The sequence below is a fragment of the Campylobacter concisus genome (assembly GCF_050447505.1).
Lineage (GTDB): Bacteria > Campylobacterota > Campylobacteria > Campylobacterales > Campylobacteraceae > Campylobacter_A > Campylobacter_A concisus_BP.
This window is the reverse complement of the sequence record NZ_JALMFZ010000001.1, coordinates 1598664-1613007: the sequence shown is the minus strand read 5'-3', so window position 1 is coordinate 1613007 and position 14344 is coordinate 1598664. Positions and strand designations below refer to the sequence as shown.

Sequence of the window (14344 nt, the reverse complement as noted above, 5' to 3'; positions counted from 1 at the left end):
AATTTGCAAAATAATAAATTTCTACTTTTAAAATATAGACTTTAATTTTTAAGCTCTTTTTTATTCAAAAGGGAGACAAGGGGACTTAAATTACGAAGCCGTCCCCTTATCTCCCTTTAGATCCCTCAAACCCCTCGCACGTTAGAAGTGGCATGCCTCAGTGCTTTGCACTGCATGCAGTTTATATTCAGATAATTTTTGAGCTATTTTTAAAATTTGATCAAAATCTTTCTAGTGTATTTACCTATACACTTTACAAGCTTGTCTAAATTTCTGTCATTACGCTAAATTTAAACAAATTTTAATAGATAAATGCCGATAATTAGGGCTTTAAATCACTTTAAAGGATAGACATGAAAAAGATCTTTGCTCTTTTACTGACAGCTTTTGTTGCTCTTTGTGCAAACGAGCTAAAATTTGGTACAGCGGCAAACTACCCGCCATTTGAATACATCGATGAAAACAACAAAATAACAGGCTTTGACATCGATCTGATAGATGAAATTTCAAAGCGTGCTGGCTTTTCATACAAGATCATAAATATGAGCTTTGATGGCCTTATCCCAGCGCTTAAAGCTGGCAAGATAAATGGCATCATAAGTGCGATGAGCGCGACTCCAGACAGACTAAAGTCGATTGACTTTACAAAGCCATACTATCTAACTGAAAACATCTACCTAAAGAAAAAAGGCAACGACGCTTTAAAAGCTAAAGAGGAGCTAGCTGGCAAAAAAGTAGGCGTGCAACAAGGCACTATCCAAGAGCTAGCTGCAAATGCGATAAATGGCGCAAAAGTAGTGCCTTCAGAAGATACTGTACCGCTCATTATGGGGCTAAAAGTTGGCAAATTTGACGCAGTCATCCTTGATAGCTCGATCGGCTATGGCTTTATTAAGAAAAACCCTGAAGTAGAGGCATTTTTCAAAGAGGTTGATGGTAGCGAGGGCTTTTCAATCGCTTTTGATAAAAATAAGCAGAGCGAGCTTATCGCTAAGATAAATCAAATTTTAGATGAGATGAAAAAAGACGGCAGCTACGACGCACTGCTTAAAAAATACGAACTAAAATAACACCTCTCAACTAGCCTGCAAATTTAGCAGGCTAGCTTTATCTTGCATTTTAAAATTTATACTAAAATCCGCTTTTACATAGAAATTTAAAGGACGGATTATGAGAAAAATTCTGCTACTTTTGTGCCTAGTGCTTAGCCTCTTTGCCTTGCAAAATGACAAAGATATGCTAAGTGGCGAGCTAAAAAACGGGCTTAAATACTATATAAAAGAGAATAAACTCCCGCAAAATACAGCCATCTTTTACCTAGTCGTAAACTCAGGCTCGACCGATGAGAGAGAGGGCGAGCAGGGGCTTGCGCACTTTTTGGAGCACATGGCGTTTAATGGCAGCCGTGACTTTAGCAAAAATGAGCTCATTAAACAGCTTGAGAGCCTTGGGGTTAAATTTGGCGCTGATCTAAACGCGCAAACAAGCTACGATCAGACGAGCTACACGCTAAGCATAAATGTAAATGAGAAAAATTTAAAGGATGTTTTCAAGGTCTTTTCAAACTGGATCGATGGCGTGAAGATCGATGCAGGCGAGCTTGATAAGGAGCGTGGCGTCATAATGGAGGAGGAGCGCCAGCGAAACACGCCAGCATATAGGCTCTATCTTGCCCAGAGCAAGGACATCTTTGCAGGTAGCATCTATCAAAAAAGAGTGCCTATAGGCGACATGAACGTGATAAAAAGCGTGGATGCTAAGCATATGCAAGAGTTTTACGAGAGGCTATATCAGCCAAGATTTATGAGCTTTGTGGCAGTTGGCGACTTTGATAAAAACGAGATAAAAGCCCTGATAGAAAAAAGTTTTAGCGCAGCAAAAAATAGCAACTCATACGTTCATCCAGACAAAAGCATCGCTTTTAAAGATGGGCTAAATGTTTTCAACTACGACGCAAACGAGACGGCAGCTCAGTTTGTAAGACTTAGCTTTTTTGATAAATTTAAGCCAGTCTCAGACGAGGCTGATGTGAAGCGAAATTTAAAAGATGCACTAATAGCCAGCCTTATAAATATGCTTTATGAGCAAAAAAATGCAAATAATTCATCAAATTTAAGTGTTGATTTTATGGCGCAAACGCTTCAAGCAAAGCAAAAAATTTATAGCTTTGAGGCGAATGTGATCGGAGATGATTTTAACGCTAGCCTTAAAGATATGTTAAGTGTTTTAAAGGGCATTGAGAAATTTGGCTTTAATAAAGGCGATTTTGCCGATGTGAAAAAGGCGTTTGTGGCAAACGTGGAGGCTAAATTTAAACGCTCAAAAACTAAAAAATCAAGCGTTTATGCAAGCGAAATTTTAAATATGATCGAAAATGGTGGCTTTGTACTAAGCGATGAAGATAGCAAAAACCTTAGCCTAAAGCTCTTAAACGAGATCACGCTTGAAGAGGCAAATGCTAGATTTAGGCAAATTTTGGCCATACCTGATGAGCGTGTGAGGGTCTTTAGCAAAGATGGCTTTAGGCTTAGCAAAGATACATTTTTGAAGCTAAAAGATGAGGCAAAACCTTACGATACAAATTTAGTTAGCCAGAGCCTAAATAAGAGCCTTGGCAATGAAAATTTAGAGCCAAAAGATATAGTCTCTAGCGAATTTGATCAAAAGCATGGCATCTACACTTATAAGCTGCCAAATGGCTCGCAAGTCATCTTTAAGCCACTAGCTACCAAAAAAGATAACATCTTGTTTGCGGCCATTAGCAAGGGTGGCACTTCAGATCTTGCCGATCCTAAGCTTGGCGGCTTTGCGGTTGCGCTTACAAATGAAAGTGGCGTTGGCAAATTTAACAACTACGAGCTTTCAAAGGTGCTAAACGACAAGATAGTAAGCTACGAAAAGAGCATAGAGGCGCTTACACAGGGCATTTACGGCTCTTCAAGCAGTGGCGATCTTAGCTCGCTGCTAGCTGTTATAAATTTAGAGTTTAGCTCTCCAAGAGCCGATGCAAACGTGCTTGAGAGGATAAAGCAAAGAGCAAAAGATGAGCTAGCTAAAGAGCAAAATTTACCTGAATATAAATTTAGCACCGAATTTAGCAAGTTTTTTTACGAAAACAACAAGCGTGTAGCGCCCATTGAGATGGCGCAGATTGATACGCTAAAGCTAAATGAGCTAAAAAAGATCATCAAAGATAAATTTACAAACGCAGCCTCATACACCTTCGTAATCATCGGCGACACCGACGAGGAGAGACTTTTGCCACTTGTTAAAAAGTATATCGCTACGTTGCCAAAGCTTGGCGAGGCTGAAAATTTTAAAGATGATGGTGTGCGAAGCATCAAAGGAGAGCACACCTTTAAAAGAGAGTATCAAAGCACAAAAAGAAGCGATGTGAGCGTGGATATAATAAATTTAGATACAAAATACAGCTTCAAAGAGGTGGTCAAGCTAAGAGCGCTAAGCTCGGTCTTAAAAACGGCACTTCGAGAAAAGATCAGAGAAGACAAAGGTCAAACATACGGCTTTAGCCTAAACGTTAAGCTCGCTCGCTATCCGTATGAGCACTCAAAGGCGGTGATCGGCTTTACTTGCGACCCTGCAAACACGGACAAGATCATCGCCGAGATAAAGGAGATAATAGCTAGCATCAAGCGTGATGGCGCGCTCTTGCCAAAACATTTGGAGGATTTTAAGGCGCAGAGTGAAATTTCTATAAAGAAAGACTACGAAAAGCCTGAGTTTTGGCAAAATCTCATCATCTCAAATAAAATTTTTAACACGCCACTTTACACGGCTGATGAGTATATAGATGCGGTCAAAGCACTCACAAATGACGACATCAAAGAGGCTGCTAGGCTATATCTTGATGAGAAAAATATGGTGATAAGTATAAATAATCCGAAGTAGAAATTTTTTGGGGCTGGGCTGGCTGGTTCTTAAATTTTAAACCTGATTAGAAATTTTGGAGCTAAGCTAGCTTTTTATATTTAAACATAAGTAGAAATTTGGAGAGCTAAATCAGTCCCCAGAAATCTAAGCCTAGGCAGAAATTTGAGAAGTGAAACTAGCCTCCAGAAATTTAAACCTGAGTAGAAATTTAGAGGGCAAGACCAGCCTCAAAAATTTAAGCAAAATAAATTTAGCGCGCCAAGCCAGCCCCAAAATTTAAACCCTAAAGCTAAGCCAGTATATCCTTTGGCTTTAGCTTGTTTAGCTTTTGCACTAGATCATCAAAGCTTGCGCCATTTTCGACCTCGCGCCTGATAAATTCTTCAAAAAATTCGCGTTTTATATCCTTATCCGTGTAGGTCACGCTCTTTTTGGTAACTTGCATAGGCTTAAATTTCTCTTCTTCTATCTCTTCACCGCCATCTTCTCTAACTGGCGTAAGAGCGATATTTTGCAGCACATCAGCGATATTTTCGCCCTTTTCATAGCTTGTTTTTAGAAATTTCAAAAACTCATCTTTGCTGTTTTTATCAGCGTAGCTTACACGATGCGCCATCGCTTGACCTATGATTTCTATGCGCTTTTTAGCCGATGTTTGCTCGTAGTGCAAGGCACCGTCTTTAAAAGAAATTTTCACATTTGCATGCTCGCCAAGTATCCTTTCGGCGGTAAATTCCAGCCATTTGTCTTTAAATTTATCTATGCTTAGATCAGAGTCTAGTAAATTTGTAGCTTCGCGGTTTAGATAAAGTGTGCCATTGGCGTGGTTGATTAGAATTTTCAGGTTGTCGGTGGCAATAGCATATATATTGTAAGTTTTGTTAAACTCATCTACGCTAAAGCCGTTTTTCTCGCTGGTTAGAATGGAGCTTGCTCGCCAAAGCTTCGTGCTATCAACGAAATTTTTAAGGCTAGCAACTTCATCTTTACCCATAGAGCTATCAAGCCCGTTCATCTTGCCCCAGATAGAAATTTTATCATTTGACGAGTAGCCAGAAAGTGATAGATGCTTGATGTCTAGGGTTTGAGGAGAAATTTTTACTTTGCCTAAATTTGCGATAGTCGTTGGCTGCTTATTAAAAGTGTCTTGATAATTAAAGCTTTGATTAAATCCATTTAGCGCATTTATCATGTCAAATCCTTTAACACTATATCGGCAAATGGATTTAAAATTTAAATGGATTATTTTTTATTGCGGTATTTTTCAAAAATGGCGATCATCTGGTGCGAGTCTTGCGCGACTTTGAGCTTGTTTGGGTTTTTGCTAAGTAGCTCTTCTCTTAGGGCGTCTATAAATTCCTTGTCCTTTTTGCAGGCTTCAAGGCTCACACGTCCTCTAAGTATAGCCATAAACATAACATCGGCAGTCGCATTTATCATCTCAAGCATCTTTTCTTCGCTCATTTTTCTAAATTTTGCCCCTTTTTAAGCAAATATTATTCCTTCACGCTTACAAAATTTATTATTTTTACCTCTTGGCTCTCTTTGCAAGCCTCCAGAGCAGCTGCGTTTTTCACCATGTGAGCGCTCTTCATGTGCTCTTTTTGGCTCTCTAAATTTTCCCAGCTCTCCATAAAGCAGTATTCGCTTTTAGTGCCCGTAACCACGCCACACTCGTAGCTTATGCAGCCTTTGTCTTTTCTTGAAGCTGGCACGATCTCTTTTAAAATTTCTTCAAATTTCGCCTCGTATCCAGCTTTTAACTTTACATTTACATAAAATCCTACCATTTCTTATCCTTTAATATTTTTTTAGCTAAAATAACGCAATTTAGACGCAAGTTTGCGTATTACATTACAAGGCCTTTTCATGACAAGATGATACAAAATACTAAATTTATAACTCATAAAACTAACCAAAAACAGTAAATTTAACCAAAATCGGAGAGAAAATGAAAAGACGAGACTTTTTGAGACTTGGTGCCTTAAGTGCAGCAAGCCTTCAAGCAAAAGAGCTTGACGGAGCAGCTCAGGCGCTTTTTGACAAGCAAAGCGGGCTAAGTGCAAACAAATTTGGCCCATTTTATGTGAAAACTATCGCAGGGCGCGTGGTAGAGACTGAGCCATTTGAGGGCGATGCGTGCCCAAATGAGCTAAACAACGCACTTCTTGATCATATCCAAAACGAAAGCCGTGTAAAATATCCATTTGTTAGAAAGAGCTTTTTGGCTGACCCAAACAACCCAAAGCCAGAGCTTCGTGGCAAAGAGGAGTTTGTGCGCGTGAGCTGGGATGAGGCGATAAAGCTAAGTGCGAAAATTTTAAAAGAAAATTTCGATAAATATGGCGCTGAAGCGATATACGGACAGGTTTATCAGTGGGGTAGCCTTGGCAAAGTTGGTCACAGTCAAAAGACCGCAAAGAGGCTACTTAACGTGCTTGGTGGATATGTAAATGAGCTTGGCGGTTACTCATACGGCGCAGCAACCGTCATCATGCCTCACATCACTGGCTCGATTGACCCAACACTAGCACCAACAAAGTGGGAGGCTATCTTAAAAAATGCCAAAACGATCGTATTTTGGGGCACGAACCCGGTCGTTTCAAACAAGATCGCCATTGGCGTGCCGCTTCACAACTCATATAAATACTACGATGAGATCAGAAAAAAAGGCGAGAGCGGCGAGATGAAAATTTATAGCGTCGATGTTTATCACAACGAAAGCGCAAGATATTTTGGCGCAAAATACCTTGAAGTCGTGCCTTGCACCGATACGGCGATGATGATAGGTATGTGCAACTACCTTTTTGAAAAGGTGCTTTACAGCAAAGAATTTATAGAAAAATACACCGTTGGCTTTGATAAATTTAAAGAGTATATGCTTGGCACAAAAGACGGGGTCAATAAAAACCTAGCTTGGGCAAGCAAAATTTGTGGCGTGAGCGAGCAAGAGCTAGCGAAATTTAGCGAGGATCTAGCTAAAAACGACTCAGTCATAGTTAGTGGCTACGCGATTCAGCGGCAAGATCACGGCGAGATGGCGTACTGGGCGCTTGTGACGCTAAATGCGATGCTTGGACACATCGGCAAAGAGGGTTGCGGCTTTGTCACAAATGACGGCATGCACAAAAACGCCGACGAAAGCTTCATAGCGCCTAAACTAGCGGCTTTTGAGACGAAGGTGCCACAAAAATTCATTGATAGCGGCCTTGTGCCAAAGACTAAGGGCTATGAGCTGCCAAACTCAAGGCTCATAGACGCGCTTTTAAGCCCTGGTAAAGAGATAACTAGAAATGGCAAAAGCTACAAGCTACCAAAGATCAGAGTGATGTTTAACGCCAACGGCTCGACATTTACAAGACATCCAGAGACCAACAGGGCGATAAAAGCTATGCAAAAAGTTAGCGCGATCATCACTTGCGAGCCATTTTGGACGAGCACGGCCAAATTTAGCGACATCGTCCTGCCAGCTGCGCTTGAGTGTGAGCGAACAGACATCGAGATGGCAAACTCAACAAACGAGTATCTCTTTGCTATTAAGCCGCTTGTTGCGCCATTTGGCGAGAGCAAAAGCGACTTTGAGATCGCAAGACTCATTGCAAAAGAGTGGGGCAGGGAAGAGGCATTTAGCGAGGGTAAAAGCGAGCTAGAGTGGGTCAAGGAAATTTACGAAGATGCCGTTAAAAAGGCTGCTGGGCTTGGGTATGAGAGCATGCCAAGCTTTGATGAGTTTTGGCAGAAGGGTTATTTTAGATTTGACAAGGTAGATGAGAAAAAACGCTACTTTACAAACTACAAGAAATTCCGTGACGACCCAGAGGCAAATCCGCTAAAAACGCCATCTGGCAAGATAGAAATTTACTCTGAAACGGTCGCTGGTTTTGGCTACGACGACTGCCCACCGCATGCGACTTGGCTTGAGCCGTTTGAGTGGCTGGGTGTAAAAAATAAAAAATACCCTATCGCCATCAGCGGCGCACACTCTAAATTTAGACTTCACTCGCAGCTAAATAACTCCGTGCTTCGCCATTTTAACGAGATCGCAGAGCGCGAGCCAGTGCTCATAAACCCAAAAACAGCCGAAGCTAGAGGGATAAAAATGGGCGACGTGGTGAAAATTTACAACGACAGGGGCGAAATTTTGTGCGGTGCCTTTGTGACCGAGGACGTGCCACAAAACGTCGTCATCGTGAGCGAGGGCGCTTGGTACGACCCAGATGTGCCAGGCGAGAAGAGCCTTTGCTTGCACGGAAATTTAAACGTGCTCACAAAAGACGTGCCATCAAGCAAGATGAGCCAGAGCAACACCGCCCACACGAGCCTTGTCGAGGTCGAGAAATTTAAGGGCACGCCAAAGCGTGTCAGGGCGTTTGACGCACCAAAGATCGGCGCAAGAAAGGCCTAAAAGTAACACTTTGAAAATTTAAAGTGCCAAAAGCTATCCTTTTTTAAATAATTAGAGTTAAAATCTAAGAAAAAAGAAAGGATAGCTCATGAAAATCACTGAAATAGACACCCCAGCGCTACTCATAGATAGGGAGATAGTGCTAAAAAACTTAGAAAAAATGCAAAAATATGCTGATAAATTTAACGTAAGCTTAAGACCACATACCAAAACGCACAAGATGCCATACTTTGCGAAAATGCAAGTGGCTCACGGTGCAAAGGGCGTAACAGTGGCAAAGGTGGGCGAGGCTGAAGTGATGGCAAAAGAGGGGTTAAGCGACATTTTCATCGCAAATGAGATCGTCACAAGGCAGAAATTTGCTCGTATCATAGCCCTACAAAAAGCTGGCACTAAAGTGAGCTTTGGCGTCGATAGCGTGGGCGTTTTAAAGCTCATTGACGAGGTGTTTGGCAAGACTGGCGAGATAGCTAGGCTACTTGTGGAGATAGAGGTCGGCGAAAACCGCTCAGGCGTCATAGAAGATGGTGATTTTAGAGCTTTGATGAGTACTTTTAAAGAGTGCAAAAACGTGGAATTTTGCGGTGTTTTCTCGCATGATGGTCACTCGTACAAGGCAAAAGATAAGCGCGAGTGCGAGCAAATTTTTAGGGTGGCAACCGATAGGACGCTAAAATTTGCTGATATCGCGCGTGAGTTTGGATATGAAAATTTTACCGTTAGTATCGGCTCTACGCCCTCACTGATAAACGACTTTGAGATACCAAAAGGCGTTACCGAGCTTCGCCCTGGCACATATATATTTATGGATGCGTCGCAGGCAAATGCTTATGGCAGCTTTGATATGAACGCTGCTAGCGTGCTTAGCGTCGTGATCTCAAAGCCGACTGCGACCCGCACGATCCTTGATGCTGGGGCAAAGTCGCTAACCAAAGAGAGGCGCAGCGAGGGCTTTTGTACGACGCCTGGCATGGGACTCATCGCAGAGCATGAAGTGTGGATAGATAGCCTATTTGACGAGCATGCGATCATTTTAAACGAGAAATTTGCAAAAAGCGTGCGTGTGGGCGATCTTGTGCGCATCTATCCAAATCACATCTGCCCGGTGGTAAATTTATACGACTACGCCTATCTTGTAAGCGGCGATGAGATCTGCGAAAAAGTGCCAGTTTTAGCAAGAGGCAGGGTGGAGTAGGGATATGGCAGATAAAATCTGCACTAAATAAATTTAAACCACTGCATGGATCATAGTAAATTTATGTTTTTTGGTAAATTTTAAAATCTCATTCACTTGCAAGAATTGGCTACTAAAATTTGGCTTCGCTTACAGCTTAGCTCAAATTTTAGAGCTGAAATTACTCGTTCATGAAATTTTAAAATTCGAGTGACACCTTATCTGATTTGACAAAACAAATTTGCAAATTTAAAATCTTACTCACTCGCCTTAGCAGACTACTAAAATTAGGTCTCGTAGCCACTCGCCACTAAATTTAGAGCCGTGATATGCCAGCTCTAATTTTAAAATTTGCTATAAATTCTCTCACATAAACGCATGCAGTGTGCCAGCACCATTGTATGTCACTTCTAACGTGCAAGGAGTTTTTACTCGGGCTTCGTCTCGTAACTGCTGCGAGCAGACAGGGGATTAAAAAAAGTGGGATAAGGGGACGGACTTCGTGTCTGCCATGCAGTTGCGAGCTCGCGAAGCAAAGTTCAAGTCCCCTTGTCCCCTTTTGATAAATTTACATCTCAAAGCAAATTTTAAAATCTCACTCACTTACAAGAATTGACTACTAAAATTTGTCTTCACTTGCAGCTTAGCTCAAATTTTAGAGCCGAAATTACTCGTTCATGAAATTTTAAAATTTAATAGACAGTCACTTAGCGCGGTTAATTTAATATCACCGAACTCTCTTGCAGTTTTTCTAGCTTTAAAATTTGTTCTTTTGGTTTTGCTTTTAGGCGTTCAAGCATCGCTATTTTTTGGGTGTAAATTTCATTAAATTCAGCCTTTATGTCAAGCAAAGTTTTATTTAAAAAAGAGTTATTTGAGCACATAAGATCGTCAAATTCGTATAAACTAAAGGCATTTAGCATGCGATCAAAAACCTCTTTTGCGCTCGGGATGTAAAGTGGTGTGCCCATTTGCAGGTGCGAATTTAGCGAGTTTTCTATCTTTTGCTTTAGAAAATAAACCGCAAGCTTAAGCGCATTTTCGTAGTTTGATGCGACCTTTACGTCAAGCTTTTCAAAAAAGAGCGATATCTTTTGCGTCGCCTTAAATTTGGCATTTTCATACTCTCTTAAGAAGTTCTCATAAGTTCTGCCGGCGTAGGTGTTTATAGATTTTGTCTCATAGTTTGAGGCAAACTCATCAAATGGATTAAAACTCTCGTAGCGAGATTTGTAAATAAAAAGCTCATCTTCTAAGCTTTTATAAAGCTCATCAAAAGCCGATATGATCTCGTTTTCAAGCTCTTTTAGATCTCTTTTGTAGCGTTTAAAAAATTTAGAAAAGACGATATCTTCATAGATGAGCTTTGAAAAGACTTCGTCTGTGTCAAGGCTTATCATCTCAAAATTTTCGCACTTATAAATTTCTTTGTTTAAAAGCGTCTTTGATGGGTTAAATTTTGTCCTAGAAAATGGCTTAAGTAGCTTAAAAACTTCATCGCTTGCAAGCTTTATAGCCTCGCTCATATCGCTATATCGCAGGGCGATTTTAGGCTTAAACTCCTCTTTTATCGCTTCTAGTTTTTCTTCAAGTGTGCCGTTAAATTTATCTAAAATTTCACCAGCTGCGTTATAAACTTTGAGGCGATTTTCTTGCTCAGCTATTAAAAAATTTACTATCTTTTTCGCCCTTGCTTTTATAAAATTTTCTTTAAAGTTCGCGTTTAAAAACGCCTCTTTTACCGCACTTAGCGCTTTAGCAAAATTTGAGCTTTCTAGCTCGCTCTTGTTTTCATTTGCGATGCCAAGAAGCGCCTGCTTTGATGAGATGGCGATGATATCTTCAAAAAGCTCACCATAAGTTTGCCTAGCATGCTTTAGCAAGCTTTCAAGCTCGTCCTTGCTTAGCTTATCCTTTTGGTTGATGAAACAAAGCGCTTTTAGGTCGTTTGTCCTTAAAATTTCTTCTACACTTTCAAGTTCGCTAGCCTTTGCTGCGTTATTTGCAAGGCTTAGCCAGATCGCGCCGCAGACCTTTTTTAGCGTGTTTTTGGTCTCTTTTGTGTCGGCATCTCTTAGCGAGTTTAGCCCTGGCGTGTCGATGAAATTTACCTCTTTTAAAATTTCATTTGGTGCATAAAGTGTCATGCTTTTTATCTGCTCGCTCATGGCGTTTAGCTGGGCAAGCTCGCTGCTGGCTAGCAAGCTCTCGCTGCCGTTTGCAAATTTCACGCTAAGAAGTGGCATCTTTGCAAATTTTAGCCGCACAGCTTTTGCCGTGACAGGTGTTAGACCTGATGGCAAGATGTTTTGTCCAAGCAAAGCGTTTAAAAATGTTGATTTGCCACTTGAAAACTGCCCTATAACAGCGATAAGAGGCGGCTCATTTAGAGTGTCGATTAGTAAATTTAGGCTCTCTTTTATCTCATCGCTTGCGTGCAGGCTTGGATCATTTAGCTCATTTACTAGCCTTGCTAGCTCGCCTTTAAAGTCGCTTGTAAAAACCTTAAAATATCTCGCCTTATAGGCATTTATAAACTCGTTAAACATTTTCTAGCTCCCCTAAAAGCGAGCAAATTTCATCTTGCAGGGCATTTTGCTCTTTTAGTTTTAAAAGTGAGTTTTGATTTTGCGAGCTAAGCTTTTCTAGCTCACGATCTAGCTCTTTTAGCCTCTTATCAAGCGTGGCTTTTTGAGCGGTTTCATAGGTTTTTATGAGATTTAAAAGGCGATTTTTTTCATGATCAGTTAAAATTTCACAAAATTGAGAGATATTTTTATCTTTAAGTAAGCCCTCTTTTAAGCCTAAAAGTGCTTCACTTGCATCATTTGAAATTTTAGCTCTAAATGCAGCTAAAAGCTCCTTAAATTCAAGCTTTACGCCCATTTGCTCTAAAAAGTCATTGATGTTAAAAACCTCGTCTTCACTCATCACATAATCATCAAAATTTAAAGCGATGTTTTGCTCGCAAGCCTTTGTTTGCACCAAAGTTTCGTTTCTAGCCTCTCTCATAAGTGCCATCACACCATCACGAAGCGTCGTTTTTGCTATTTGCTCTAGTCGCTCTAAATTTAAGCTTTGCTTTTTACTTTTGCAGTAAGCTATCTCACTTTTTACCTTGTCATTTAGATTTTGCAAAAGCTTCTCAAGCCCCATTTTATAGATATTTTTGGTGTTGCTACTTTCAAGCTTTGCAAGCTCATTTTGAGTTAGGCTCTCAAGTTTAGAGAAATTTTCACTAAGTGCGTTTTTAACGTTTGCCTGCTCATTTTGAAGCTTTTTAAGCTCCACTTCATAAGCTTTGAGCGACAAAATTTCAGCCTTAGTGGCTTCAAGCTTGCTATTTAGGATATTTTTTAGCTCCTTTTGATACGAGCTTAAGATAAGGGCTGATTTTTTAGAATTTTTGCCAAAAAGCACCTCGTAAAGATAGTCTTTAAACTCCTCTACGCCGCTATTTGCAGCACCTTCTAAGTAGCTTTTTGCACTAAGTGCAAAATAATCAATCTCCACACCATTTATCTGCTCGCCGATCGCTTTTTTAGTGTAGTTTAGCGTCTCGTTTAGCTCTTTGGCACTTAGCTCATCAGCGTGAGTTAGCACCACGGCAAGCCTTACGATATGCGAGTTTTCAAGGCATTTTTTCAAAAAGAGCGCGTCTTTTTGCGTGGCACTTTGTGAGGCGTTCATGAGGTGAGCTAAGAGGTCGCACTTTTTCATAAAATTTGTAGTGATCTGCTCTCTTAAAACCACCGCATCATCAATGCCTGGTGTGTCTATGATGCAGACGTTGTCCTTTAAAAGCTCCAAGTCGTCATAAAGTTCGACACTTTTTACAAGATTTGCTGTTTTTGAGCTTGAAGATGTGTAGTTTTTTATCTCGTCTATGCCGATATCTACGCTTTTGCTTGGTAAATTTTTGCTTGGTACGCCAAGTGCTAAAAGCTCATCAATGCTGTAAAAATTTACCCTCGCAAAGCTATCTTTGGAGTATTTTAAAATGGTTAAATTTATCGTTTCTGGCACGTTTGAAGCGCCAAGGACGGATTTGTTTAAAAGGGCGTTTAAAAGGGTTGATTTGCCAGAGTTTATGACGCCACTTGCAGCTATGTTAAAAAGCGTTTCGTTTGATCTTTTTTTGGCTGCCACAAGCGCCTCTAAAAATGTTTTTTCATTATCAAGTAAGCTTGCTTTTTCGTTTATCTCGTTTAAAAAGTCTAGGTTTTTATGGAAGTGATCTTTTGGCTTGGCATGAGAAATTTTAGCCTCATTAGTCCCTTTGTTTTTGCTTATAATCTTTTCTAAAAAGCCAAATTTCTCTTCATCTATGATCTTTTCGTCGCGCAATATTTCTAGATATTTTACTATCTCATCGCTTGAAATTTTAGCCTCGTTTAGCGCTTTAAGAGTCGCAAGCTGCGCACTTTGTATGCTAAAAATATCAAGGCCGATGTGAAGCTTTTTTAAGATATGTCTAAACTCATCAAGTGCCATAAACTGATCTAAATTTTTCTCGTCGCATACTAAAAGAAGAGCTAGCAGATCTGGGTAAAATGGCACGCTAGCAGCAGCATTTGTATAAATTTTATTTGCACGCCAAGCCTGTTTTAAAAACTCATCCATAAAGACTCTTTTTATTGATATTTTAGGATTTTATTAAATTTTTACTTATGAAGGTATCAAAAAATGAGGATGGCGCTCAAGCAAAAAGATATAAAAAAACTTCGCACAGATACAAAAAATAGTATCAAAAAAGCACCGAGTTTTGATTACAAGTAAAATACAGCTATAGCTTGCAAAATAGCGAATTTGCTCTTATTTGAATGAACTAGAGCATGCTTTTAAAATGTAATACTTTTAAACTTAAAGATATT

At 40.2% G+C, this 14344-nt stretch carries 9 protein-coding genes; 4 read left to right on the top strand and 5 right to left on the bottom strand.

Going from position 1 to position 14344, the window contains the following annotated elements:
- Positions 1 to 353 precede the first annotated feature (353 nt).
- Together MTT09_RS08200 and MTT09_RS08195 are read left to right on the top strand one after the other, a co-directional pair.
- Positions 354 to 1070, top strand: coding sequence for a basic amino acid ABC transporter substrate-binding protein (locus MTT09_RS08200; RefSeq protein WP_012140154.1), 717 nt, complete (start codon positions 354 to 356; stop codon positions 1068 to 1070).
- Positions 1071 to 1170: 100 nt separating this feature from the next.
- Positions 1171 to 3909 (top strand): M16 family metallopeptidase, encoded by a 2739-nt coding sequence (locus MTT09_RS08195; RefSeq protein ID WP_429803474.1) that lies wholly within the window; start codon positions 1171 to 1173, stop codon positions 3907 to 3909.
- A 271-nt stretch (positions 3910 to 4180) separates the two neighbouring features.
- Here the strand turns inward: MTT09_RS08195 and MTT09_RS08190 are convergent, their stop codons facing one another.
- The 3 genes from MTT09_RS08190 to MTT09_RS08180 are packed head-to-tail and all read right to left on the bottom strand — an operon-like array spanning position 4181 to position 5681.
- On the bottom strand, positions 4181 to 5083 hold the full coding sequence (locus MTT09_RS08190; protein ID WP_429803473.1) for a hypothetical protein: 903 nt from the start codon (positions 5081 to 5083) through the stop codon (positions 4181 to 4183).
- Between the two features lie 50 nt (positions 5084 to 5133).
- Complete coding sequence (locus MTT09_RS08185; protein WP_298038594.1) at positions 5134 to 5355, bottom strand: nicotinate phosphoribosyltransferase; 222 nt, start codon at positions 5353 to 5355, stop codon at positions 5134 to 5136.
- A 32-nt stretch (positions 5356 to 5387) separates the two neighbouring features.
- Entirely contained in the window at positions 5388 to 5681 is a 294-nt protein-coding gene (locus MTT09_RS08180) for a putative quinol monooxygenase (protein WP_429803472.1), read from the bottom strand.
- Between the two features lie 161 nt (positions 5682 to 5842).
- Here MTT09_RS08180 and MTT09_RS08175 point away from each other — a divergent pair, with 161 nt between their 5' ends.
- Both MTT09_RS08175 and MTT09_RS08170 read left to right on the top strand, forming a co-directional pair.
- On the top strand, positions 5843 to 8296 hold the full coding sequence (locus MTT09_RS08175) for a molybdopterin-dependent oxidoreductase (protein ID WP_429803471.1): 2454 nt from the start codon (positions 5843 to 5845) through the stop codon (positions 8294 to 8296).
- Positions 8297 to 8384: 88 nt separating this feature from the next.
- Positions 8385 to 9491, top strand: a complete 1107-nt coding sequence (locus tag MTT09_RS08170; protein WP_429803470.1) for a D-TA family PLP-dependent enzyme — start codon at positions 8385 to 8387, stop codon at positions 9489 to 9491.
- Positions 9492 to 10186: 695 nt separating this feature from the next.
- On the opposite strand, the gene MTT09_RS08165 is transcribed toward MTT09_RS08170, so the two are convergent.
- On the bottom strand, positions 10187 to 12019 hold the full coding sequence (locus tag MTT09_RS08165; RefSeq protein WP_429803469.1) for a dynamin family protein: 1833 nt from the start codon (positions 12017 to 12019) through the stop codon (positions 10187 to 10189).
- Entirely contained in the window at positions 12012 to 14093 is a 2082-nt protein-coding gene (locus MTT09_RS08160; RefSeq protein ID WP_429803468.1) for a dynamin family protein, read from the bottom strand. Before MTT09_RS08160 ends, MTT09_RS08165 begins: the two co-directional genes overlap by 8 nt.
- Positions 14094 to 14344 lie beyond the last annotated feature (251 nt).

What these genes read in the sequence shown, in the direction of transcription:
- MTT09_RS08200 (WP_012140154.1), top strand. Translation starts at nt 354, where the DNA reads ATGAAAAAGATCTTTGCTCTTTTACTGACAGCTTTTGTTGCTCTTTGT.
- MTT09_RS08195 (WP_429803474.1), top strand. Translation starts at nt 1,171, where the DNA reads ATGAGAAAAATTCTGCTACTTTTGTGCCTAGTGCTTAGCCTCTTTGCC.
- MTT09_RS08190 (WP_429803473.1), bottom strand. Translation starts at nt 5,083, where the DNA reads ATGATAAATGCGCTAAATGGATTTAATCAAAGCTTTAATTATCAAGAC.
- MTT09_RS08185 (WP_298038594.1), bottom strand. Translation starts at nt 5,355, where the DNA reads ATGAGCGAAGAAAAGATGCTTGAGATGATAAATGCGACTGCCGATGTT.
- MTT09_RS08180 (WP_429803472.1), bottom strand. Translation starts at nt 5,681, where the DNA reads ATGGTAGGATTTTATGTAAATGTAAAGTTAAAAGCTGGATACGAGGCG.
- MTT09_RS08175 (WP_429803471.1), top strand. Translation starts at nt 5,843, where the DNA reads ATGAAAAGACGAGACTTTTTGAGACTTGGTGCCTTAAGTGCAGCAAGC.
- MTT09_RS08170 (WP_429803470.1), top strand. Translation starts at nt 8,385, where the DNA reads ATGAAAATCACTGAAATAGACACCCCAGCGCTACTCATAGATAGGGAG.
- MTT09_RS08165 (WP_429803469.1), bottom strand. Translation starts at nt 12,019, where the DNA reads ATGTTTAACGAGTTTATAAATGCCTATAAGGCGAGATATTTTAAGGTT.
- MTT09_RS08160 (WP_429803468.1), bottom strand. Translation starts at nt 14,093, where the DNA reads ATGGATGAGTTTTTAAAACAGGCTTGGCGTGCAAATAAAATTTATACA.